General features: G+C 69.0%; 15 protein-coding genes and 1 pseudogene. 8 read left to right on the forward strand and 8 right to left on the reverse strand.

Annotated features, from left to right (window positions below; all coding sequences use genetic code 11):
- Positions 1-158: 158 nt before the first annotated feature.
- Positions 159-764, reverse strand: coding sequence for an LON peptidase substrate-binding domain-containing protein (locus ACN28I_RS37150; RefSeq protein ID WP_420946633.1), 606 nt, complete (start codon positions 762-764; stop codon positions 159-161).
- A 105-nt stretch (positions 765-869) separates the two neighbouring features.
- Positions 870-1,058, reverse strand: coding sequence for a hypothetical protein (locus tag ACN28I_RS37155; protein WP_420946634.1), 189 nt, complete (start codon positions 1,056-1,058; stop codon positions 870-872).
- Positions 1,059-1,262: 204 nt separating this feature from the next.
- On the opposite strand from ACN28I_RS37155, the gene ACN28I_RS37160 reads away from it, so the two are divergent.
- Positions 1,263-1,517 carry a hypothetical protein gene (locus ACN28I_RS37160; RefSeq protein ID WP_420946635.1) on the forward strand — a complete coding sequence of 85 codons (255 nt, stop codon included), beginning with the start codon at positions 1,263-1,265 and terminating at the stop codon, positions 1,515-1,517.
- A gap of 92 nt (positions 1,518-1,609) precedes the next feature.
- Here the strand turns inward: ACN28I_RS37160 and ACN28I_RS37165 are convergent, their stop codons facing one another.
- A complete protein-coding gene (locus ACN28I_RS37165; protein WP_420946636.1) occupies positions 1,610-2,341 on the reverse strand; it encodes a hypothetical protein in 732 nt (243 codons plus the stop codon).
- Between the two features lie 271 nt (positions 2,342-2,612).
- Positions 2,613-3,017, reverse strand: a complete 405-nt coding sequence (locus ACN28I_RS37170; protein WP_420946637.1) for a VOC family protein — start codon at positions 3,015-3,017, stop codon at positions 2,613-2,615.
- A gap of 153 nt (positions 3,018-3,170) precedes the next feature.
- Between ACN28I_RS37170 and ACN28I_RS37175 the strand changes: the two are divergent.
- From ACN28I_RS37175 to ddpX, 7 genes and pseudogenes are all read left to right on the forward strand, one after another.
- A pseudogene (locus ACN28I_RS37175) lies at positions 3,171-12,715 on the forward strand (flagellar hook-length control protein FliK).
- Positions 12,716-12,729: 14 nt separating this feature from the next.
- Complete coding sequence (locus tag ACN28I_RS37180; RefSeq protein ID WP_420946638.1) at positions 12,730-13,350, forward strand: hypothetical protein; 621 nt, start codon at positions 12,730-12,732, stop codon at positions 13,348-13,350.
- 73 nt (positions 13,351-13,423) lie between these two features.
- Positions 13,424-14,749, forward strand: coding sequence for an ABC-three component system protein (locus ACN28I_RS37185; RefSeq protein WP_420946639.1), 1,326 nt, complete (start codon positions 13,424-13,426; stop codon positions 14,747-14,749).
- On the forward strand, positions 14,746-15,228 hold the full coding sequence (locus ACN28I_RS37190) for a three component ABC system middle component (protein WP_420946640.1): 483 nt from the start codon (positions 14,746-14,748) through the stop codon (positions 15,226-15,228). Before ACN28I_RS37185 ends, ACN28I_RS37190 begins: the two co-directional genes overlap by 4 nt.
- A complete protein-coding gene (locus ACN28I_RS37195) occupies positions 15,225-17,174 on the forward strand; it encodes a DUF3732 domain-containing protein (protein WP_420946641.1) in 1,950 nt (649 codons plus the stop codon). Before ACN28I_RS37190 ends, ACN28I_RS37195 begins: the two co-directional genes overlap by 4 nt.
- Before the next feature lie 260 nt (positions 17,175-17,434).
- Entirely contained in the window at positions 17,435-18,136 is a 702-nt protein-coding gene (gene queC / locus ACN28I_RS37200) for a 7-cyano-7-deazaguanine synthase QueC (protein ID WP_420946642.1), read from the forward strand.
- 1 nt (position 18,137) lies between these two features.
- Positions 18,138-18,755, forward strand: a complete 618-nt coding sequence (ddpX, locus tag ACN28I_RS37205) for a D-alanyl-D-alanine dipeptidase (protein ID WP_420946643.1) — start codon at positions 18,138-18,140, stop codon at positions 18,753-18,755.
- A 99-nt stretch (positions 18,756-18,854) separates the two neighbouring features.
- Here the strand turns inward: ddpX and ACN28I_RS37210 are convergent, their stop codons facing one another.
- The 4 genes from ACN28I_RS37210 to ACN28I_RS37225 all read right to left on the reverse strand — a co-directional run bounded on the left by ACN28I_RS37210 (position 18,855) and on the right by ACN28I_RS37225 (position 22,963).
- Positions 18,855-20,060, reverse strand: a complete 1,206-nt coding sequence (locus ACN28I_RS37210; RefSeq protein ID WP_420946644.1) for a threonine synthase — start codon at positions 20,058-20,060, stop codon at positions 18,855-18,857.
- A gap of 9 nt (positions 20,061-20,069) precedes the next feature.
- Entirely contained in the window at positions 20,070-20,906 is an 837-nt protein-coding gene (locus ACN28I_RS37215; RefSeq protein WP_420946645.1) for an aldose epimerase, read from the reverse strand.
- Between the two features lie 116 nt (positions 20,907-21,022).
- Positions 21,023-22,027, reverse strand: coding sequence for a hypothetical protein (locus tag ACN28I_RS37220; RefSeq protein ID WP_420946646.1), 1,005 nt, complete (start codon positions 22,025-22,027; stop codon positions 21,023-21,025).
- A gap of 141 nt (positions 22,028-22,168) precedes the next feature.
- A complete protein-coding gene (locus ACN28I_RS37225) occupies positions 22,169-22,963 on the reverse strand; it encodes an endonuclease/exonuclease/phosphatase family protein (protein ID WP_420946647.1) in 795 nt (264 codons plus the stop codon).
- Position 22,964 lies beyond the last annotated feature (1 nt).

Below are 22,964 nucleotides of genomic sequence, written 5' to 3' on the forward strand. Positions count from 1 at the left end.
TTGTCCCCATCCACGAAATCGGCTCTCCCGCACTTCGTGTGGTTCAGCGGTAGCGAGCAGTCGAGCCTTGCTCTTGCGGCCATCAGTATGCGCTCAGGGTTCACGCAAACTGCGGGAGAGCCACGCAACCGGGGCAAGCCCACAGTGCCCGGTGGGCCTCAGCCGTTCCAGCGCAGCCGATCGACCCTCCACCGGTGGAAGAGCGACTTCAGGCGGGCGCCGACAGCGTGGTTCTCCGGCGGTGCAGCCGACTCGGATGCGAGTCCCAGCATCAGCCGCTCAGTGCGCTCGCTGACCGACACGGCTTCGAGCACCTGCTGGCGCTGCTCGACATCGCTCAGGAGGGAGGCCGCGAGGGCGCCCGCGAGGCGCGCGGGGTCTTCGAGCTGGAGCGCCGCGCGGAGCGACTCAATCGGAACATGAGGTGACCTCCGTGCCACCCGCTGTGCCAGCGCCAGCACGCGTTCGAGCTCGGGCAGGACGCCCCGCGCGCTGGGCTCTCGAAGCGGCTGGACGCGCCCGGTCAGGCAGGGAATCCGCTGCGTCAGTTCGAGCAGGCGCGCCCTCTGGTCTCCACGGGCGGACACGACGAGGTATCCATCCGGGTGCTGCCGACAGTCCATGAGCGTGGCGAGCGTGCCGATGCCGAAGAGGTCATCCTCTCCGGGCATGGCCTGCTCGGGGGTCCGCTGCGCGACAACGAGGATGCGTTTGGGCGCGCGGTACGCCTCGACGAGGGCCTGTACGGACGTCCATCTGCCCACGTAGAGCTGGGCGAAGCTCTCCTGGAAAGAGGACCATGTCCCGGACGGGCAGGAGCGGTGCTTCCAGCTCGGGTTGCGCGGCGGTGCCGGCTTCGCTTGACGTGTTCATCGTTGGGCCTGTGTCGCGCACCCGGCGCTGGTTGGGGGAACCTCCGCCACGGCGAGGGGGAGCCCCTGCTGGAGGGCGAAGAGGGTGGCCCCCACCACCTCGGCCACCATGAGGGAGAGGACCCCCAGCACCAGGCCCCGGCGCAGCGGGGGGAGGGGGCGGGGGAGGCGAAGGGAGGCTGCCATGGCGAGAGCTTCTCGGGAGAAGTGAGGCGAACCGCAGCCCCATTCTGCTCCACTCCTCGCACCCGTGCAGGCGCCGGAGCCGGGAGGGCAGTGGCCAGGGACATCGCTCGGGTGAGCGGGGCTTTCATCGACTCCCGCTCCCCACGTGCCCGACATGGTCTGCCTGGGCGGAGGTGACGCCGCGCCAGCCACTGCAGCAGCTCCATGCGTGGCACGGCGGCCGCTCTGTCGTTCCTCCTGGGGGGGGCGGGCTGCCTGGCGCTCCGGCAGCCCGCCCTGGGGCTCTACGCCGCGCTCTCGATGGGCGTGATGCTGCTCCAGGGCGAGGTCATCAGCGTGTTCCGCTTCGGCACCGTCGTCTTCGCGCTGCTCTTCTTCCAGAGTGCCTTGGTGCTGACCCTGCTCCTGCTGAATCTCGCGACGGCGCGGGGGTACGCGCTGGACAGATGGGGCAACTGAACTTCAGAAGGAGCCTCATGTCGGTGTCGCGCGAGCGGGAGGGAGCGCCAGCTCTGTCCGGCTGAGGTCCCTCCCCACCCGGTGATTTCACCTCACGCGGCGGCGTGCTTCTCCGGCACCGCGAGGGTGGGCTCGGCGTCCATGCCATCCTGGAGCGCCTGCGTGAGCCGCGCCAGCTCCGTCATGGGCACGTCCTGCAGGCTGATGAGCGTCTTTCCCTCCTTGCTGCGCGAGGTGAAGCGCACCTCCGCCACCCCCTCGAACCGGGTGTGGATGCTGTCCGCCAGGAACAGCAGGCGCGCCTGGTCCGCCACGGGCACCCTCGCCGTGGGTCCACTCCGCTTCGCCCGCGTGGCCCGCTCCACCTCGTCCATGCTGCACTCAGCGAAGGGCTTCGCTACCACCTTGCCATCATCCTGCGGCACATCGATGACCAGGGGACCCGGGTCCTCGGGCACCACCGCGCCGATCGCCTCCAGGTAGCGCAGCAGGACACGCAGGCGGTACATGCCGTACTGCGTGCAGGTATCCACCGTGAAGTTGCGGGCCACCATGCCGTAGTTGCCCAGGGTGGACTGCGAGAGGGCCTTCACGTGCTGGTTGAAGTACGCCTGCGCGGTCCCGAAACCGGCCAGCTCCGCCAGCTTCCTGTTCACGATGTGGTTGTACAGCACGCCGATCTGGTACTGGAAGGTGCTGCCCTGCCGGGCCAGGTCGTTGATGACGTTCTTGATCTCGTCGAGCGACAAATCTTCGAGCGGCGTCACGACACCAGCAGCGGCCATCGCCTTGGCGGGAACAGCCATCATCTTCTGCGTCGCCATTTGTCTCCCCCTCTTGGGTGGTTTGGACCGCTGAGTTGCGGACCGCCCATGGGGAGAGCATGCGGCGGGCCAATGGGCAGGGGCTCGCATTACCGCGACTTACGGCGAGAGCGCGCTCTGGCGCAGTCCATGACGTGAGGCGCAGCGTCCGAAAACCGGGATGGTGAGTGGTAAGCGCTTACCACTCACCTCGATTGGGAGCGGTTTTTCGGTGAACAACCCTGACGGGCTGTTTCGCCGTGGGCGATGCGGCAGGTTGCCTTGAGTCCGCTCAAACCTTCGTCAGGCTGAGCTGCCACGACACGCCGTACCGGTCGGCGAGCCAGGTGAACTTCGGGCTGAAGGGGTACTCGCCCAGCGGCATGAGCACCTGGCCTCCTTCGCCCAGCTTCGCGGCCAGCATGTCGAGCTCGGCTTCCGAGTCCGTGTGGACGAAGATGGACGTGGCGGGTGTGAAGGTGAACCCGTGCTTCACGCTGCTGTCGATGCACATGAAGCGCTGGCCGTTGAGGGTGAAGGCCGCCTGCACCACCGAGCCCTCGGCGCCGGGCTCGCCGGGGCCATAGCGCTGGATGTGGGTGATGCTCGCGTCCTTGAAGAGCGACACGTAGAACGTCATCGCCTCCTCGGCCTTCTTGCCTTCGAACATCAGAAAAGTCGAAACCGTCGAGCTCATGGGGTGGAAGGGCCTCCTGAAAGGGGGCCCGACTCTGGCACAGCCGGGCGCTCGCGCCAGAGGCTCGTCGCCTGCCCTCCGGGCGGGGTAACAGCAAAAATTCCGGGGGGTTGGACCACGTGGTACCTTCCCGTGCTCGACAGCAGCCCCCCGATGGCCACCGACAGCGACTCCCCCAAGACCGCGTCCGAAGCGCAAGCCGCCGCCCCCGAGCTGCGCCTGTTGGACAGGCGCGCCTTCGTGGGGTTTCCGCCCCTCGAGCTGGCGCCCGGCCTGTCCATCGCCGACTTCGCGCTGCAGATTCCCGACGTCACCTTCCCCTTCAACGTCAGCGCGGGAGCCTCGCGCTACCAGCGCAAGAAGCTCCTCTTCGGCTTCCTGGAGCTGAACGTCGACGCGGACCTGGTGGCGCGCAAGGTGGCGGAGCTGGCCGGACGCGTGGCCGGCCTCGAGGGCCTCAAGCTGCACTTCCGCCCCGGCTACCTCGAGGGCCAGGCCTTCCTCCAGGCCCCGGAGCGCACTCCGCTCACCTTCAAGGTGGCCTTCGACGCGGATGGCGAGCGGCTCGCCCTCTACCTCTACGACGTGCGCCTGTACGGCTTCGCCTCCACGCCGTCGGTGCAGGTGCCCGGCCTCCTCGCCGCCACCGTGGCCGAGCTGGGCCTGCTGCCCGAGGTGGAGGTGCGCGGCGCCACCGGTTTCTCCACCCGCGTGCTGCCCGCGCTCTGCCAGAAGGCCGCCGTCAGCCGGGGCTTCAAGATGCCCGTGCTGGACACCGCGCGCCTGTCCTCCGCCGAGGTGAGCAGCGCGGGCCTGCGCCTGCGTTTCTCCTCCGGGGGCCTGCCGCCTCCGGCCCCGCCCGATGAGGAGCTGCTGCTGGCCCTCGAGGGCTCCCGCGCCTTCGCCGACGCCGAGGCCCTGCTCGCCCAGGGCAAGCTCGCCGAGGCCCGCGACGCGTACCTGCAGGCCGGTGACGCCCAGGACGCCCACCCCTTCGCCGCCGAGCGCTTGTTGTCGCTCCTCGTGGCCGACCCGCAGGCCCACGACCTGGCCCTGGACGTGGCCGCCACGCTGCTGCGCCGCCGCGAGAAGAGCCCCGCCGCCCTCTGGGGCGAGGCCGTGGTGCGAGAGCGCCGCAACGAGCACGCCCGCGCCGCCGAGCGCTACCTCGCCCTGTGCACCCTGTCGCGCCGCGCCTCCGAGGAGGCCGCCGCCTTCTTCTCCGCCGAGGCCGCCGCCCGCGCCGCCAGGGACCATGCGCCCCAGGTGGCGGTGAAGGCCCTCCATGAGGTGCTCGGCCTCAAGCCGGACCACCTGCCTTCCCTCAAGGCCCTCGCGCGCGCCTCGGACCAGAGCCGCGACCGCGCCGGTGCCGTGCGCGCCTACCGCCGCATCGCCGCGCTCGCGAGAGACCCCGTCGAGGCCGCGGACGCCCACGTGCACCTCGCGCGGCTGTGTGCCCAGACGGAGGACGATGTCGCCGGCGCCCGCCTGCACTGCGAGGCCGCGCTGCGTCTCGCGCCGGACCAGCCGGACGCCCTGCTGCTGCTGGGCGAGCTGTGCCACCGCGGCGGCGAGCACCTGCGCGCCCTCAAGGCCCTGGACCGTCTGCGCGAGGTGGCCATGGCCCGCCACGAGCTGGACCGAGTGGGCCGCGCCAACCTCCTCGCCGGCCGCATCTGGGAAGAGGGCCTCCAGCAGCCGGACAACGCGCTGCTGCGCTACCGTGAGGCCACGTCGCTGCTGCCCGGCGAGCCCGAGCCCCTCTTCTCCACCGCGCGCGTGGCCGAGAAGCTGGGCAAGCTGCAGGAGGCGCTCGCCGGTTACCAGCAGGCGCTGGAGCTGGCCGGCCCCGCGCCGCGCTCCGAGTCCATCCGCCAGGCCGCGCACCAGAGCCACCACGCCCTGGCCCGCCTGTACCGCACGAAGCTCGGCGACCCCGCCCGCGCCCGTGAGCACCTGGAGGCCGCGCTCGCGTTGGACCCGCGCGACTCCGCCGCGCTCGACGAGCTGATTCCGTACTTCCGCGCCACCGGCCGCACCCAGGAGCTCGCCGAGGCGCTGGAGAAGGCCGCCGCCGTCCACGAGGAGCCCGGCCGCCGCGCCGCCCTCTGGGCCGAGGCCGGAGAGCTGTACCGCGGCCGCCTGCAGCAGCCCGAGAAGGCCGAGCGCCTCCTCACCTCCGCGCTGGAGGCCGACTCCGATCACAAGCTCGCGCTGGAGTCCATGCTGGCGCTCGCCGAGGCGCGCCGCGACGGAGGGCTGCTCACCCGCTGCCTCTCCGCCCTCGCGCGTCTCACCCCCGAGCCCAAGGAGCGCGCGCAGAAGTACCGCCGCCTCTCCGTGGCCGCGCGTGACCTGGCCTTCGACCTGGACCTCGCCGCCACCGCCCTCCAGGAGGTGCTGAAGGCGGAGCCGGATGACCTGCCCACCCTGGGCGAGCTGTGCGCCCTCCAGCGCAAGCGCTCGGACATGGCGGGCCTTGCCACCGCCCTGGAAGAGCGGGCGCGCGTGGCCGAGGCGCAGGGCGACAAGCGGCTCGCGGCGGCGGCACTGCGCGAGCTGGCCAACGTGCTGGAGGCCCGACTGGGCCGTCTGGGCGAGGCGCTGGTGGCCCTGGAGAAGGCCGCGCGCCTGTCTCCGGAGCAGGCCGTGCTGCTGGAGCTGGCGGAGCTGTCGCTGCGCTGCGAGCGTCCCGAGCACGCCCGGCGCGCGCTGGAGTCGCTGCTGTCCTCCCTGCCGCGCACCACCGCCCCCGAGCGCCTCGCGGACATCCGCTCGCGTCTGGGCCGCGCGTGCGAGCTGATGGGAGACCGCGAGGCCGCCATCGCCGCCTACGCCCAGGCCTTCCCGCTGCGCCGCCTGGATGATGCGCTCGCCTCCCGGCTGGAGGCCCTCTACACCGAGGCCGGAGAGACGCGCGAGCTGGCCGAGTTGTGGGCCGCGCGTGCCCAGGCCCTCGTCGCCGCCGAGCGCGCCGCCGAGGCCGCGCCCCTCTTCCTGCAGAGCGCCCGCGTCCTCCTGGAGCGCGGGGAGAAGGGCCCCGCCCTCCTGCGTCTGTCCGCCGCGCTGGATGCGAGCCCCTCGGGCCCGCTGGCCGCCGAGGCCCTCGATGCGCTCGCCGAGCTGGAGCTGGAGCGCGGCGAGAAGCTGGAGGCCGCCCGCCTCTTCGCGCGCAAGGCCGCCCTCGTGACGGACGCACGCGCGGGCGCGAAGCTCCTCTATCGCGCCTCCGTGCTCGCCATGGGCACCAGCCGCGAGGAAGCCTTCCTCGCCGAGGCCCTGGAGCGCGAGGCCTCCTTCGCCCCCGCGCGCATGCGCCGCGGCGAGCTGCGGATGCAGGCCGACCCCCGCGCCGCCCTAGAGGATTTCGAGGCGGTGCTGGCCCTGCCCGCGGTGGACCCGGACGCGCCCCGCGAGGACGAGCTGCTGGAGCTCACCCGCCGCGCCTCCGCCGCCGCCGTGCGCGCCGGACGCCCGGACTCCGCCCGCCGCCTGCTCGCGCAGTACTGCACCCTGGCTCCCGAGGACCTCGAGGCCCAGGCGGAGCTCGCGGGCCTCCACCGCAAGGCCGGGGCGCGCGAGGCGCTGGCGGACCTGCTCGCCACACTGTGGCCGCGCCTCTCCGGTGACGCCCGCCGCTCCGCGCGCCGCGAGCTGGCCGAGCTGTGCCTCGCCCTGGGCCGTCCCGCCGAGGCCGCAGACGCCCTGCGCAGCATCCTCGCCGAGGAGCCCCACGACACCTGGGCCACGCAGGGCCTGCTGGAGCTGCTGCCCCCGCCGGGCACCGGCACTCCCCAGGAGGAGGCCGAGCGCCTCGCACTGCTGGGCACCCTCATTACTTCCGCCTCGGGGGATGCCCGCGCCGAGCTGCTCTCCCGCCGCGCCGCCCTCCACCGCAACGCGGGCCGCTCCCAGTCCGCGCGCGACGACTTCCTCGCCGCCACGAAGCTCTCCCACCGGCCCGCGCCCCTGTGGCTCGCCATCGCCGCGCTCGCCCGCGAGGCCGGCGACGACGTGGACGAGCTGGAGGCCTGGCGTCAGGTGGTGGCCTCCGAGCCGGAAGCTCGCCGAGCGCGCCCGCACGCGGCTGCTCGCGCTTGCCTCCGTGCTGGTGGAGAAGGACGCGCGCACCCCGGCCCGCGAGGCCCTGCTCGCCGCCGTGGCGCTGCCGCTGTCTCCGGCCGAGCGCAGTGATGCCTTCTTCGCCCTCGCCACGCTCGCGCGCCGCGATGGGCAGACCGATGCCGAGGCCGATGCGCTCGCCGAGGCCGCGCGCCAGGGGCCCCTGCCTCGCCGCGTGGAGGCGCAACTGGCGCGCGCGAGCCTGCTCGAGAAGACGGGCAAGCTCGCCGAGGCCGCGGACAGCCTGGAGGCGGCGCTCTCCCTCGCCCCGCGCCATGCCGGGGCCACCGCCGCGCTCCAGCGCGTGCTGCGCGACCAGGAGGACTGGACGCGTCTCGCGGGCCTGCTCGCCGCCGAGGCCTCGCACGCGCCTCCTCCCGAGGCCGCCGCCCTCTACGCCGAGCTGGGTACCCTCCACCTGGAGCGCCTGGAGCAGCCCGAGGCCGCCGAGGCCGCGCTGCGGCAGGCGGTGCGCCTGGCTCCCGAGAACATCGACGTGCGCCGCCACCTGGTGGCCCTCGTCGCCGGCCGGGGTGACTCCGCCGAGGCCGCGAAGCTCCTCGACGTCGGCACCAGCCACCTGCCTCCGGCCGAGGCCGCCGCCCTCCTGCGCGAGGGCGCCGTGCATGCGCGCGCTGCCGGGGACATGGCCCGGGCCCTGGACTTCGCCCGCCGCGCCCATGCCCTCGTGCCCGCGCGCGACGCGCAGCTCGCCGAGCTGGCCGAACTCCTCTTCCTGCAAGGTGACGTGAAGGAGGCGCTGCCCCTGCAGGAGCAGCTCGCCGCCGCCGCCGACTTCTCCTCCGAGCCCGAGCGCGCCGAGAAGGCCTGGCTGCGCCTGGGGGCCCTGGCCGAGAAGCTCGGGGACTCGCGGCGCGCGGTGTCCGCGTACAAGCGCCTGCTCGCCGAGAGCCCGCTGAATGAAGTGGCGGTGCACCGGCTCGCCGCGCTGCTGGAGAAGGACGAGCCCCGCGCCGCCTTCGACGTGCTCGTCGCCCACGCGCGCGCCCTGCCTCCGTCCGAGGAGACCGCGGAGCGTCTCGTGTCGCTGTCCGAGCGCGCCCGGGACTCGCTGGCCGACTCCACCCTCGCCGCCGCGCTGCTGGTCCGTGCGGCGGAGATGGCGGAGGAGCCGCTGCCGCTGCACCAGTCGCTCGCCACGCTCTACCGCAACGCGGGCCGCGTCCCCGAGTTGATGGCCGAGCTTCCAGGTGGTGGCCGCGCTCAGCCAGGAGGCGGGAGACCTCGACGGCGCCATCTCGGCCTGCTCGGAGCACGCGCTCCTGGCCGAGGAGGCGGGCCGGGTCGACGAGTCCCTGCGCTCGCTGGAGGCGCTGCGCTTCCTCCTGGAGAAGGAGGGGCGGACGGACGAGGCCGCCGACTGCGAGCGTCACCGCGCGGAGATGCTGCGCGACGCGAAGCTGGACCTGCCCGCCGCCGAGCTGGCGCTGGAGCGGGCCTTCACGCTGTGCACGCAGCTCGACACGGCGCGCATGGGCATCGAGCTGGCCGTGCGCCGGGACGACACCGCCGCCGAGGCCCGCTGGCTGGAGCGCGCCCTGCCGCTGCTGACCGGCACGCGCGAGAAGGGCCCGTGGACGCTGCGGCTGGCGAAGCTGCACCTCGGCGTCCTGGGTGACTCCGAGAAGGCCGAGGGCTTCCTGCGCGAGGCGCTCCGTCAGGACCGCTCCCTCCAGGAGGCCGAGACGCTCCTGTGCGAGCTGCTGGAGCGCGAGGGCCGGGTGGCCGAGCTGGCCGCCTGGTTCGAGGAGTCCGCCTCGCTCGAGGAGGACGCCGCCCGCCGCGCGCAGTTGCTGCTGCGTGCCGCCACCCTCTACCGTGAGCGCGCCGGGCGTCCGGATGCCGCCACCATCGCGCTGCTCGCGGCACGCTCCGCGCTGCCGGATGACCTGGACCTCACGCGCCAGGCGGCGGACCTGCTCCACGAGATGGGGCGCTCGGCGGATGCCGCCGAATTCGACGCCCTGCTGCTGGAGGCGGACCCCTTCCAGGAGCCGCTCTACTCGCGCCACCGCGCGTGGCTGACGGAGACGGGCGATACGCAGGCGCTCGCCGCGTTGTTGTTGCGCCGGGCCCAGAAGCAGCCGCCCGCGCAGGCCGCGGAGAGCTACCTCGCCGCCGCGAAGGCCTTCCGCGAGGCCGGTGCGCTGGAGCGTGCGCTGCTGTGCGAGGACCAGGCCTTCGAGCTGGCCCCCTCCAGCGCCGAGGCCTTCCACGTGCTGCGCGCCCGCGCCGCCGGGGACGTGCGCCGGCTGGCGGAGCTGCTCTCCCTGCGTGCCGCCGCCGTGCCGCCCGAGCAGGCGCTGCCGCTGCTGCGCGAGCGCGCGGACAGCCTGCTGAAGGCGGGAGAGGTGCTGCTCGCCGCCCAGGCCTTCGACGACTACCTGGGCAAGGCGGGCGATGACGTGGACGCGCTCGCCACGCGCGCGGAGCTGGCCGCCGAGGGCGGTGGCCCGGGTGCGGCCCAGCCTTATGACCGGCGCCTGCTCGCCGCGGGTGGTGAGTCGCTGCCCGTGCCGGTGCGCGTGCGCACGCACCTGCGGCTCGGCCATGCCTCGCTGTCCTCCGGCGCGTACCGTGACGCCGCCGAGTCCTTCGAGGCCGTGGTGTCGCTCGAGCCCGAGGGCGCCCGGGGCCAGGAGGCCCTGTCGCTCCTCGCCGAGGTGTACGGCAAGACGGGGGACTCCAAGGGGCTGTACCGCGCCTCCCTGAAGCTCGCGCGCAAGGCGGACGCCGCCACCGCCGAGGTGCTGTACCGCCGCGCGGCGGACCTCTTCGAAGACCCCAAGGAGTCCATCGACGCGCTGCTGCACCTGGCGCGCCTGCGTCCCGCGGATGCGAACATCATCGACCGGGCGGTGACGGGCCTGCGTGCCCTGCGCCGTCCCGCGGACCTGCTCGCCGTGTACGAGGCGGGTGCCCTGGCCGCCGGTGGCTCGCGTGCCGCGGAGCTGCTGCTGGCCGCGGCCGATGTCGCCGCGGGCCAGCTCGATGATCCGCAGCGCGCCGAGGCCCTCGTGGAGCGCGCCGCCGAGGCCGACCCGGCCAACGTGGCCGCGCTCAAGGCCCGGGTGGTGGGCCTGCGCAAGCGGGGCGAGTCGGCCACGCTGCTGGAGACGTTGGAGCGGCTGGTGCCCGCCACGGAGGACGCGGACGAGGCCTCGCTGCTGAGGCTGGAGCTGGCGTCCCTGGCCAGTGCCGCCGGCCGCGAGCCGCTCGCCCGCGAGATGCTGGAGGCGGTGGTGGCCCGGGGCACGTCCGGTGCGGGCTACGCCGAGGCGCTGGAGGCCCTGGAGCCGCTGCTCACCACGGAGCCGGGCCGGCTGGCCGAGGTGCGTCTGGCCCGGGCAGAGCTGCTCTCCAACGCGGAGCGCCGGGAGCTGCTGCTGGCCGCATCGCGCGAGTTCGAGGCCGCGGGCCGCATTCCGGAGGCACTGCGCGCGGCCCGTGAGGCCGTCTCGAGCGAGCCCGATGTGGAGGCGCTGAAGTGGGTGTCGGCCCTGCACGCCGCGGCGGAAGAGCCCGGGCGCGCGGCGCAGGCGCTGTTGCAGGCGGCCCGACTGGCGTACTCCGCCCAGCGGCCGGCGCTGCTGCTGGAGGCGGCGGGCCTGTGGGAGTCCGCGGGCGAGAACGCCGAGGCCCTCGAGGTGCTCGAGCGGGTGGCCTCGGAGGCCCCGGACACGCTGGCCCCGGCGGAGCTGGCCGGGCGCTTCCAGCGGCTGGGCTCTCCCATGCGCGCCGTCGAGGTGGGCTTCGGGCCCGCGCTCGAGGCGGGCGATCTCACGGGGGCCCTGGCGTTGGCCGAGCGTGCCGGGGACACGGCCCGGGTCCGCGAGGCGCTCTGGGCACTGGTGTCGCGGCCGGACGTGGATGCCTCGCACGTCACGGACCTGGCCACCGGCCTGCGCGCCGAGGGTGATTGGGACGGGCTGCTGCGGTTGGCGGACCTGCTCACGCAGTGGGACGTGGCCCTGGCCACGGAGCTGCGGAGCGAGGTGCTGCGCGCGGACGGTGCGTCGGCCGAGTCCCGCCTGCGCGCCATGGAGTGGCTCGCGGCGGTGCCGGGCTTCACCGAGCGCTTGCGAGGCCTGCTGCCGGGCCTGGGGGGCTTCCCCGAGGCACTGTCCGAGGCGGTGCTCACCCACGTCCGGGCGCTGCCGCTGGAGGAGCGCCTGGAGGCGCTGGCCGAGGCGGCGGACAACTGGGCGGAGCGGCGGGGCAAGCTGCTGCGCGAGCGCTTCCGGCTGCAGCGGGACGCGGGGCTCACCGCGGACGCGGCGGACACGCTGGGCCTGCTCATCCTGCTGGAGACGGACCCCAAGGCCCGTGCGAGCCTCCACGTGGAGCATGGCGACATGCTGATGTGGGCGGGCGACAAGCCGCGCGCGCTGGAGGCCTTCGAGAAGGCGCTCGAGGACGCGCCCGGCACGATCCGCGCGCTGGAGTTCCTGCTCCCCATCTACGACGAGACGAAGAACCACGCGCGCTTCGTGGTGGTGGCCGAGCAGCTCGCGGCGATGCTCGCGGGCCCGGCGGCGATGGGGCTGTGGCGCGAGCGGCTCGCGGAGGCGTACGAGGCGCTGGGCCGGCTGCCCGAGGCGGCCGAGCAGCTCAAGCTGTTGCCGGAGACGCCGGAGCGGCTGGAGCGGCGTGCGCGGGTCGCCGAGGCGCAGGGCTTCACGGGCGAGGCGCTGCAGCTCCGCGAGCGCCTCACGGAGGACCCGGAGCAGTTGGAGGACATCCTCCGCCAGTACCTGGACGGGCAGCTCGTGGTGTTCGCGGTGCGCCTGGCCGAGCGGCTCTTCCAGGCCGGACAGCTCTCGATGCCGGCGAAGCGCCTGGTGGCGGAGCGGCTGTCGCCCACGTACGAGGGCGCGGCGCTGGCCATCCACCTCTGGCCCGAGCTGCTGCGGCAGCAGCCGGTGGACGCGGACGGGTGGACGCTGTACGCCGAGGCGCTGGCGGCCTGCGATGACGTGGCCATGGAGGTGGCGCGCGTGGACGGCTTCGGCGCGGCGCTCGTCTCCAGCACGGCGAGTGCCTCGACGGCGACCATCTCCCCGGTGGCCCTGTCCGAGGGTTTCCGCCACGCGCTGCCTCCGGACGTGGTGCCGGTGACGGAGGACAGCATGCCCCGCCTGCATGCGGCCCTGCGGCCCACGCTGAAGGAGCTGGGCGCGGGAGCGGTGCACGTCTTCCTGAATCCGGCGGGCGGCGTGGAGGCGTACCTCGCCTCGCCGGACGAGCTGGTGTTGGGCGCGGGGACGCTGGCCTGCTTCGGCCCGGTGGAGCTGGGCTACCTGTGCGCGCTGGCGCTGTGCCTGGGCGCGCGGGGCGAGGCGCTGAGCCGTCCTGGCCTGGTGGAAGGCTTCGACGAGGCGGCGGTGGCGGCGTTCCGAGCGGTGCCCACGTCGCTGGCCGCGTCGCGCGTGCTGGCCCATCTGTCGCCCGAGGTGCGCGGCTCCGACCCGTCCAAGGTGGACGTGGGCACGGTGCTGCGGACCAGCACGGCGTTCCGCGCGGTGGCCCTCGCGGCCTTGGAGACCGTGTAACCTTTCGAGACCCTATGCCCGCCACAAGACGTCTGCTGCTCGTGTCGCTCCCCGTGCTCGCCCTCGTCGCCGCATGCGTGTCCGAGACGGTGTACCCGGGGGACCTGACCATTGGCATGTTCGACTTCCATGCCCAGGCCAACTGGGCGCGGACGGACTGCAAGGCGGACGGAGGGGACTTCAACCGGCTCGTGGACGGCGGCTTCGACTTCTCGGGCACCTTCTCGCGAGACAGCACGGACGGCGGGGTGTGGTTCACCATCGAGGGCTTCTCGCGCAGGGCGACCTTCGATGCGCCCACGCAGCGCTACGCGACGACGCACCGGGCCGCGGCGCAGCTCGCGAGCTGTGGCGAGGGCTGCGAGGGCGCGGAGATCGACGAGACGATGTCGGTGGTGGTGCTGAGCGACAGCCAGGACCGGGCCATTGGAAGCCGGTGCAACAACATGCCGGATGCGGGCCTGCCGGATGGCTCGGTGCCGGGCCCCACCGCGAATGGCTATGACGCGGAGAGGGCCTGTGGTGAGCTGCGGGTGACCTTCCTCCCGGGGAAGAGCACGCGGTGCAAGTGCACGGTGTCGTGCACGGCGGTGTACGGCCTGGAAGGGAAGCGGCGCTTCAATGGCGGGCAATAGCAAGAAGGCGGTGGTGTTCCTTTGAGCCCCTTTCTGAGCATCTTTCCGGCTCAGTTGGCACATCGACAACTGCATGGAGACGGAAATGGCGGGGCACAGCCAATTTGACGCAGGCGATTCCTATCTAGGCTACGTCTACCAGGGGTTGTACGCACTAATGGTGCTCCTAGAGGCGCATGATGACGCTGCCTCTGTCTGCATCGAGTCTGGTGATGATGTTAGGCTCACGACTACCGCAAATGTGGCGTTGCACCAATTGAAGCACAGCCTGGATAGTCCATCGGCATTGAGTATTAAGAACGATGGATTTTGGAAGGCAATTCGGAATTGGTCCGCGCGAGTGAATGATCCATCCGTACAGTTTTACTTCGTGACTAGCGCTAGGGTGGTCGAAAATGATCGCTTGGAAGTCTTGGCGGACCCTAAAGGCGACCGAAGTAAGCTGGTCGATGCTCTACTGAATGAGGCGCAACGCGTACACAACAGTCGTGTAGAAGCGGCAAGCAAGAATATCAAACTACCTTACGGCGAACGTGCCGAAGGGTGCGAAGCATTCATTAATTTGTCTCTGCCCGCACGCGTGGAACTTACTCGCCGCATCACCCTTCATCCGCGCATTGGGTCTATCGTTGATATACCTGATCGGGTGATTGAGCGGCTTCGTAACTTCATTCGGCAGGAACATCGTCGCCAGGTCGCAGAGCGATTAATTGAATGGTGGGATCGGCAGGTCGCGCTCGCCCTGCTTGGCAAGCGGGCGCGTGAAATGCATAAGGGGGAACTGGTTTCTAGGCTCCAAGAGCTTGCAGCGGAACATCTTGAGAGCACGCTGCCTAATGATTTCAGCATGCGTAAGCCGGGCAAGCTCGAAGAAGAACGCGGGGGCAATTGGGAGCGTCAAATCACGCTTGTAAATGGAGGGGATTCGCGTATCGGCCGCGCGCTAGTGGCGAAGTGGCGGGCACGCGAACAGCGGAATCGTTGGATGCTGCATGATGTAAGTCTTGCTACCCTATTGAAGGAATATGACGATCGCCTTGAGGAATATTGGGGTGATCGGCATGGGCCGATGTGCAACGATTGTGCAGGCGGCTCAGAAGAACTGGCATGTACGGAAGGTTTAAAGCTACTCGACTGGTCGCATTTGAATGCGCCCAATGAAGTTCCCCCAGTACGTCCTGAGTGGAGGGAGCCCTTTTATGTGCAAGGTAGCTATCAGCAACTGGCTGATGAGCTCCGCGTGGGGTGGCATCCCGATTATGAACGGCGCTTGAAGGCTGGAATGAGTAGCGGGAGCACGCAACAGGATCATGGCCAAGACGGCATTTCTGGCGATGTCCAATCCAGTGCTGTTCCGGTGGTTGATGCCGCGACGAAGACTGAGGAGGTTGAGCAATGAGCCGCCTGCTCGACGTGTACGCAATGACCAACCCAGCGTTGTGTAGCTTGGTTTTATGGTCATTTCTCTCGGGGCATGGAACGATGGATGGGCGAGGTGCAGAATTCCCGCTCCTCTTTTTACCGATTCCACTTGTTCTTTCAGATGACCTGCGAGCGAAGTTTCAGGGAACTAACGCACGCACTAGCTTTTATGATTGGGTACAGCGGAATCCCGAGATTACCATTGGATTGGGAGAGAGGGTTGAGCGTACCGCTACGTACTCTCGTGAAGGAATTCTTTTTGGTGCTCGCTATCGTCTGCTTGTTGGAGATGGTTATGGTGGCATGCGCCCCGAAGTGAAAGTTCGCGACAGCCAAATTCAGGCGCTTGGTGGCGATTTGCGCTCTTGTTTTGGTGTTGCGCGGCGTTTTGGTCGGTGGGTGGCGGATGTGGGGTCAACACGGATGGTCTTGCACACTCTTGGGCTCACGCTATGAAACGTTGGAATCTGAAATCCATTCTGTTTTATAGTCACGATGACCGGCGACGAGACGTTAATCTTGTTGCTGAGTCGGTGAACATCATTACGGGTGATTCGCATACCGGAAAATCGGCTATCGCGGAAGTTATAGATTATGTGATGGGCGCGAGCGAATGTCATATTCCTGGGCGCGTGCGAGACGCATGTTCTTGGGTCGGAGTGGTTTGGGTGAAGGGGCAGACTGAATGTTTGATCTGCCGAAAAATGCCGCCCGGTCCGAAAGTCGTATCGAATGATGTTTATTTTGATGTGGGAGTAAATGTTGTGGTTCCGGCGTCTGCTTCGCAATTGAGGCGGACAATGGATTCAGAGACTGCGCTTCGGCGGTTTGAACAACTACTTGGAATCGGTCAGGTTCAAACTGAGCTTTTCGGTGCAAGAGCGCGATCTTCTGTTCGTGTTTCGATTCGTAGTGTGGTGCCGTATCTCCTACAGGATGATCAGCACATCATTAATAAAAACGCTCTGCTGAGGACGTCTGCGTCTGATCGCAGGGAGCAATATGTTATTGATGCGCTTCCTTATGTTGTTGGTGTTATTGATGAAGATACTGTGGCGCGAGAGGCAGAGTTGCGTCGCCTTAAGGGGGCATTGGCGGCTGAGGAACGTAAGCGTTTAGCACGGCAATCTATTGTTGCTGATGGTAGTGCAATACCAATCTCCTTGGTCAATGAGGCAGCTCAGGTTGGGCTCTTGAGAGATGTGCCCGATGCACTCTCAGTTCAGGGCGCGCGCGACATGTTGCGCACCATTGACCTCAATCCTCCGATCCTGCCCAGTACGTTTGCTACGAATGAGCAGTTGGCGCGATTGTACGGAGAGGAGCGGAGGCTCTCTGCAGAGGGCTCTGCAATTCGTAATCAAATTGCTGCTGCAAAACGAGCAATCCATGCGTCGGAGCGCTTTGAGCAGGCGGGCAAGGTGGAGGAGCGGCGGCTAAGTGTGGTGAAAATTATCCCGGAAGGCGCACTGGAAGACGCATGTCCACTGTGTGCTCAGTCCATTCATGGGCGGATTGATTCTGTTGAAGATGTGCTTGGAGCTTTCAAGCGTGTGCAGGGCGAGCTTCGTGAGGTTACGCGAGAGCGCCCAAAGCTCGACACTGTCATTTCGGAACTTGAAGATAAGTTGGCCGAGTACACCGACAGGATTGCGGTAGTTCGTGAGAAAATCGGGGCGTTGGTTCGCGAGTCCGAGTCTCAGCGTACAGTAAAAGAGCTGGCTGAGAGGCGTTTCCGAGTGCTTGGCAGGATCAGCATGTATCTTGAGGCTGCTGAGCCTGTGCTCGTCACGGGAGTCGACGCTCCGAACATAGTCCCTGATTTGCGGACGCGAATCGAGGCCCTTGAGAGTGAACTCGACCCTGACACCAAGCTCGATGGTCTAGATCTCGCCAAGGCGAGGTTGAATGCGATGGCCACGGAAATTGCTGCACGCCTCCCGCTAGATGCGCGATATGCGCGAAGCCCATTTGATATAAATTTGCGGAACCTTTCTGTTGGAATTATAACGTCGAGGCGTCGTGAAGACATGCGCGATGTTGGTTCTGATGAAAATTACCTTACGCTCCACGTGGCATTTTTGCTGTCATTCCATCGCCTTTTCGCGGAACGGGCGCGCCCAGTGCCGGGCTTCCTGCTTTTTGACCAACTAAGCCGCCCTTACTACCCACCAGATCCGAACCACCCCAAGAGTGAGGAGGTTGTTCGTTCTGGTCAACCAGATGTCGTGAGTCTTAAAAGGTATTTCGATACGCTCTTTGACGAAGTGGAGCGTGGCGAATCTCTCCAGATGCTTATTTTGGAGCATGCCTACTTTTCTGATGATGCGCGATATGTTGGTGCAACACGGGAGCGCTGGATTGGCGGCCATGCGCTCATCCCGCAGGATTGGCCCGAATGATTTGAGTTTGAAGTATAAGGGCAGCGCAGGTCATGTGGTGGGCTGACTAAACATTTCCAGACGTAGTGTCTTCAGGCGATGGTCACGCTCCCGGCTGACTCCGATTCGTTTTGGAAGCACTATGGTGCTCTCCTTTTTGAGGCTTAACTGCTATGATTCTGAGAAGTTTGATGGGGAGATGACGGCAGGGAAGAGCACGCGGTGCAAGTGCACGGTGTCGTGCACGGCGGTGTACGGCCTGGAAGGAAAGCGGCGCTTCAATGGCGGGCAATAGCAAGAAGGCGGTGGTGCTGCTGTCGGGCGGGTTGGACTCGACGACGGTGCTGGCGATGGCGAAGGCGGACGGCTTCGAGCCGGTGTGCCTGGCGGTGTCCTACGGGCAGCGGCACGCGGTGGAGCTGGAGCGGGCGCGCCGGGTGACGCAGGCCATGGGGGTGAAGGACTTCCGGGTGGTGACGGTGGACCTGCGGCAGGTGGGCGGCTCGGCCCTGACGGCGGACATCGACGTGCCCAAGGACCGGCCCGAGGGGGAGCTGTCGCACGGCATCCCCATCACCTACGTGCCGGCGCGCAACGCGCTCTTCCTCTCGCTGGCGCTGGGGTTGGCGGAGGTGGTGGAGGCGAGCGTCATCTACATTGGCGTGAACGCGGTGGACTACAGCGGCTATCCGGACTGCCGGCCCGAGTTCATCCGGGCGTTCGAGCAGATGGCGACGCTGGCGACGAAGGCGGGAGTGGAGGGGACGCGCTTCGAGGTGAGGGCGCCGCTGTCGGGGATGACGAAGGCGGACATCATCCGGGCGGGGGTGAAGCTGGGCGTGGACTATTCGATGACGCACTCGTGCTACGACCCGGACCCGGAGGGGCGGGCGTGTGGGCGGTGCGATAGCTGTGTGCTGCGGCGCCGGGGATTCGAGCAGGCGGGGGTCGCGGACCCGACGCCCTACGTGAAGGGAGCCTGAGATGGCTGGAGTGGCAAGCGTGGCGTTGGGGCTGTGGCTGGCGGCAGGGAACTCGCCGGTGGTGGACGCCACCGAGGTGGTGAAGGACCTGGTGGTGGACATGAAGTACGCCACGCCGGACAACTTCCTGAAGCAGAAGGTGTACCCGGACGGGGCGCGCTGCATGTTGCGGCACGAGGCGGCCGAGCGGCTGGCGAAGGCGGCGGAGACGCTGCGCGCGCAGGGGTACCGGCTGAAGGTGTACGACTGCTACCGGCCGATCGCGGTGCAGTGGCAGATGTGGAAGATCCTCCCGAAGCCCGGCTACGTGGCGAACCCGAAGAAGGGTGGCAACCACAATCGTGGGGCGGCGGTGGACCTGACGCTGACGACGATGGACGGGACGGAAGTGGAGATGCCGACGGAGTTCGACTCGTTCGAGCCGAAGGCGCACCACAGCTACAAGGGCGGGACGGAGGCGTCGCGGAAGCACCGGGAGATCCTCCGGAAGGCGATGGAGGGAGCGGGCTTCAAGAGGAACGCGATGGAGTGGTGGCACTACGACCTGCCGGGAGCGACGAAGCTGCCGGTACTGGACGTGCCATTCACGAAGGAGTCTGAGGCTCCCAAGTCCCAATAACCTCGCCAACACCCTCGCCAACAACCCCTCTCCCCTCGGGAGAGGGACGGGGTGAGGGTGCCACGGGCCCCAGATTGCGCCCGTGGCCCACGCCACGAATCACAGCGTGGCGTTCAGTTCGAGCACGGGCAGCTTGGGGCTCATGACATCCGGGTACTTGATACCGGCGCCCGTATTGAGCAGCAGCACGCGCTGACCGGCATTCAACCACCCATCGCGAAGCAGCATCCGAGCCGCGCCCACGAGCGCCGCACCTTCAGGGCAGATGAACGCGCCCTCCTGGCGGCTGATGCGCTCCAGACCCCACAGGGTGTCAGCGTCGGAAACGGCGACGCAGGTGCCACCGGTCTCGCGCACGGCCTGGAGCACGAGGAAGTCCCCAAGGGCCTTGGGCACGCGAATCCCCTGGGCCACCGTGGACGCATTCTCCCACTTCTCGGAGACGTCCTTGCCCTCGTGGAAGGCCTTCACGATGGGCTGGCAGCCCTCGGCCTGGACGGCGACGAGCTTGGGGAAGCGGACGTTCTCGGGCAGCCAGCCCAGCTCGCGCATCTCCAGCAGGGCCTTGTAGATGCCGATGATGCCCACGCCGCCGCCGGTGGGGTACAGGATGACGTCCGGCAGGCTCCAGCCGAGCTGCTCGGCGATCTCATACCCCATCGTCTTCTTGCCCTCGATGCGGTACGGCTCCTTGAGGGTAGCGGCCTCGAACCAGCCATGGGCCTTGGCCGAGCGGCCGATGATGGCACCGGCGTCGGTAATCTGCCCGCGGACCATGTACGCGTTGGCACCCACGGCGCTGGCCTCCAGGACGCTCATGGCGGGAGCGTCGGTGGGCATCACCAGGGTGACGGACATACCGGCGCGGGCGCCGTAGCTGGCCCAGGCACCTCCGGCATTCCCGTTGGTGGGCATGGCGAGCGCCTTGATGCCCAGCTCGAGGGCGCGGCTCACACCCGTGGCGGCGCCGCGAGCCTTGAAGGTGGCGGTGGGATTCAACCCCTCGTCCTTCAACCACAGGTCGGGCAGGCCGAGCTCGGCGCCCAGCCGGGGAAGCGGAAAGAGCGGCGTCATGCCCTCGCCGAGCGTGACGATGTTCTTGTCATCGCGGAGGGGCAGCACCTCGCGGTAGCGCCAGAGCGAGGAGACGCGGCCGGCGAGGTCGGCGGGGCGCACGGCCTTGGCAACGGCCTTCAAGTCATAGCGTACGAGCAGCGGGCCGCCGCAGTCACACAGGTTCTGGACCCGGTCCGCGTCATGCGTCTTGCGGCAGCGGGAGCACTCCAGGTGGGAAAGGAAGGACATGGCCTCCTTTTAGCGGACGAAGCGGGCCATTGGCTCGACGCTGATCTCGAACTCGGAGGTGAAGGTCTCTCCGGGCGCGACGGTGAGCAGCCCCTGGTGCGTCTGGAGGGCGCCACCGGGGGCGGTCCAGGGCTCCACGCAGACGAAGTCACGGCCCTCGAGCGTCCACACCACCAGGGTGGTGAAGGCGGGGCTCCAGGCGAGCTCCACCGGACGCAGGCCGGGCCCGCGCTCCAGCGTGGTGCCGTGCATCGAGTGGTCGAGCAGGTGCATGTCCACCTCGGGCCCGGTGAGCTCCAACCCGGTGAGGGCCACATGGGCACCCTTGCGGTTGTCCCAGGCGCGCGAGGCATCGGTCTCGACGCTGGCGGCGGCCTTGTGGGCCTGGGGGACGTGGAAGTAGGGGTGGTAGCCGAGGTGCAGGGGCATGGGCCGCGAGTCGCGGTTCTCGGCGCTGAAGGACAGGTGGAGCGCGGAGCCCAGGAGCGTTACGGAGAGGAGCGCCTCGAAGCGCCAGGGGAACTCGCGCAGCGTCTGCTCCGAGTGCCCGAGCGCGAGCACCACGCGCGAGGTCTCCTGGGAGCGCACCTCCCAGGGCAGGTCCCGGGCGAAGCCATGGCGGCGCATGGGGTACTCGCGGCCGTCCGCCGTGTACTTGCCACCGGGGAGGACGCCGGGGGCGGGGAAGAGCACGGGGATGCCGCCGCGCACGTTCTTCGTGGGGTCCGCGAGGGTGCTCTCGTCGAGGAAGAGGATGGGCTCGCCCTCGACGATGAAGCGGCTGACGAGCGCCCCGCGCTCGGGGACGATTTCCGCGCGAGAGCCCTCATCCGTCAGCACCACCATGTGTCTCCTCCAGACCTGCCGCGCCGGACGTGGCGCACGTGCCGGGCTTGTAGCAGGGGGACTCGCGGACACCTCGGGAAAGAGGTGCACCGTGTCGTCTTCCATGCAGCCCGCGCTCATGGCACGGGCGGTTGGATCTCCCGGATGGTGGCCTTCTTGTAGCGCTGCTCGCGGATGCCGTGGTTGCGCAGGATGATGAGGGGCTCGGGCCGGGTGAGGCGCTGGTCCGCGGCGATGCGGCAGGTGGCGGCCACCTCGGGGGAGATGCTCCAGCCGCCCGCGTCGACGTGCTCGTGGACCTTCTTCCACGTGCCCCCGTTCTCGCCATCGGTGAGGTCCAGCCACAGCTCCTGCTTCACCTGGCTCCCGGGCAGGTCATAGGTGATGACCTTGATGCCCACCCACTTGTCGCGCGGCAGGGCGCGGCCGCCCCAGAGGGACTTCGTCACCTGGGACGTATACAGGGGGTGCTTGAGCTCCTTCTGGAGCACCGCCCGGCCATCGAAGCGCAGCGAGTACGAATAGGCGTGCCCGTCGCATTGCCGGTCGAGGCCCGCCTCGTTGCGCAGCGAGCCGTCCAGGTGGCCGTCCGAGGTGCGCGTCTGGAACTCGAAGCCGGACGAGCCCACGTCCCGCTCCAGCTCGGACACGCGCATCGCGTACAGCGTCACCTCGGTGTTGAGCCACTTCTTGTCGGGCCTGCCGATGTAGAAGCGGATGAGCCACCCCGAGCTCCGTGCCGTGCCATCGCCGGGCAGCTCCAGCGTGTGTCCCGAGCCCCGAAGTTGGAACTCGGGGTCATACGGGTCCACCTGCCCCACCTTCAGCGTGCGCGGGTGCTCGTGCCACCGGGCGGCCCACTTCCGGCCATTGGGCGCGGAGGGGTAGAGGTTGCGCGTCCCGAAGTCATCATGGGGCACCTCCTTGGGCGACCCGGAGTCCGTGGGCGGCGGAAGCTCCACGGGCTCCGGCTCCCGGGGCGGCACGGTCCCGGGCGGAGGCGCTTCACCCGCGGGCTCCTCCATCGCGGGTGCGTCCCCGGAGGAAATGGAGGGCAGGTCGAGGCAGCCCATGGCCAGCGCGAGCAGGACGATGAACGGTGCTCGGAAGTGTGAAATCACGGCCAGCCCCTCCATTCTGGAGGGTTGGGATTCCCGGGGGCCCTGGCAAGCCCGGCCGGGCGGCGAGTGCACGCGTCAGTGGGCCGCGGGTCCGGGCCGCTGTGCGCTCCTGGACGGACGGCCCTTCCGGTCCGTCTGGTCTCAGCGGGTGCGGAACGTCGCCACCACCGCGTTGTGGTCGGTGGCCTCACCCACGTCGATGACCTCGGCGCTGATGAGGCGCTCGGCCATTCGCGGGGAGGCGTAGATGTAGTCCGTCCGATAGTCGATCGTCACGCCGTTGCGGACGCGGCGCGCGGTCACCCAGGCGGGCGAGGCGGGCCGGTGGCGCAGGGTGTCCACCCAGCCGAAGGCCTCCACGTCGTCGATGACGTCGAAGCGCGGCGGGTGGCCGTACTTGTCCACGCCCGCCAGGCGCAACTGGTCGGCGAGGTCCACGGGGTAGGGATCCTTGCGGGACAGGGAGTTGAGATCCCCCGCCAGCAGATAGAAGCCCTGGCGGAAGGCCTCGGGGTCCAGCAGCGAGCGCAGGTAGCGGGCCTCGACGAAGCGGAGGGTTTCGTAGTGCGCGTCGTAGTGCGTCCCGAAGAAGGTCAGCGGACCCTCCTCGGTGTCGAACTCGCACTGCACCAGGGCGTGCCCGATGAAGTGCGGGTCGTTGTGCACGCGGAGGGAGCGCGGGGGCGTGCGGCTGAGGACGGACACGTGGTAGCAGTTGCCGCTGCCTCGCGGGCGGGCGGCGCCCAGATGCGCGTGGATGGCGCCCTCGGGCCCGAGCGTGGCGGCCACCTGGCGCAGGCGCTCGCCATCGTCCCAGCCCAGGCACTCCTGCAGCACCAGCAGGTCCGGGCGCTCCCGCGCCACCAGGGCGAGGAGGGCTTCGAAGCGATCCTGCCCTCCGAAGAGGACGTTGAGCGTCATCACCTTCAGCGTCATG

The sequence above is a fragment of the Archangium gephyra genome, assembly GCF_049060025.1.
Taxonomy (GTDB): Bacteria; Myxococcota; Myxococcia; order Myxococcales; family Myxococcaceae; genus Archangium; species Archangium gephyra_A.

Coding starts and splice junctions, on each gene's coding strand:
- ACN28I_RS37155 (WP_420946634.1), bottom strand. CDS start 1,058: ATGGCAGCCTCCCTTCGCCTCCCCCGCCCCCTCCCCCCGCTGCGCCGG.
- ACN28I_RS37225 (WP_420946647.1), bottom strand. CDS start 22,963: ATGACGCTGAAGGTGATGACGCTCAACGTCCTCTTCGGAGGGCAGGAT.
- ACN28I_RS37180 (WP_420946638.1), top strand. CDS start 12,730: ATGCCCGCCACAAGACGTCTGCTGCTCGTGTCGCTCCCCGTGCTCGCC.
- queC (WP_420946642.1), top strand. CDS start 17,435: ATGGCGGGCAATAGCAAGAAGGCGGTGGTGCTGCTGTCGGGCGGGTTG.
- ACN28I_RS37165 (WP_420946636.1), bottom strand. CDS start 2,341: ATGGCGACGCAGAAGATGATGGCTGTTCCCGCCAAGGCGATGGCCGCT.
- ACN28I_RS37215 (WP_420946645.1), bottom strand. CDS start 20,906: ATGGTGGTGCTGACGGATGAGGGCTCTCGCGCGGAAATCGTCCCCGAG.
- ACN28I_RS37170 (WP_420946637.1), bottom strand. CDS start 3,017: ATGAGCTCGACGGTTTCGACTTTTCTGATGTTCGAAGGCAAGAAGGCC.
- ACN28I_RS37210 (WP_420946644.1), bottom strand. CDS start 20,060: ATGTCCTTCCTTTCCCACCTGGAGTGCTCCCGCTGCCGCAAGACGCAT.
- ACN28I_RS37160 (WP_420946635.1), top strand. CDS start 1,263: ATGCGTGGCACGGCGGCCGCTCTGTCGTTCCTCCTGGGGGGGGCGGGC.
- ACN28I_RS37185 (WP_420946639.1), top strand. CDS start 13,424: ATGGAGACGGAAATGGCGGGGCACAGCCAATTTGACGCAGGCGATTCC.
- ACN28I_RS37195 (WP_420946641.1), top strand. CDS start 15,225: ATGAAACGTTGGAATCTGAAATCCATTCTGTTTTATAGTCACGATGAC.
- ddpX (WP_420946643.1), top strand. CDS start 18,138: ATGGCTGGAGTGGCAAGCGTGGCGTTGGGGCTGTGGCTGGCGGCAGGG.
- ACN28I_RS37190 (WP_420946640.1), top strand. CDS start 14,746: ATGAGCCGCCTGCTCGACGTGTACGCAATGACCAACCCAGCGTTGTGT.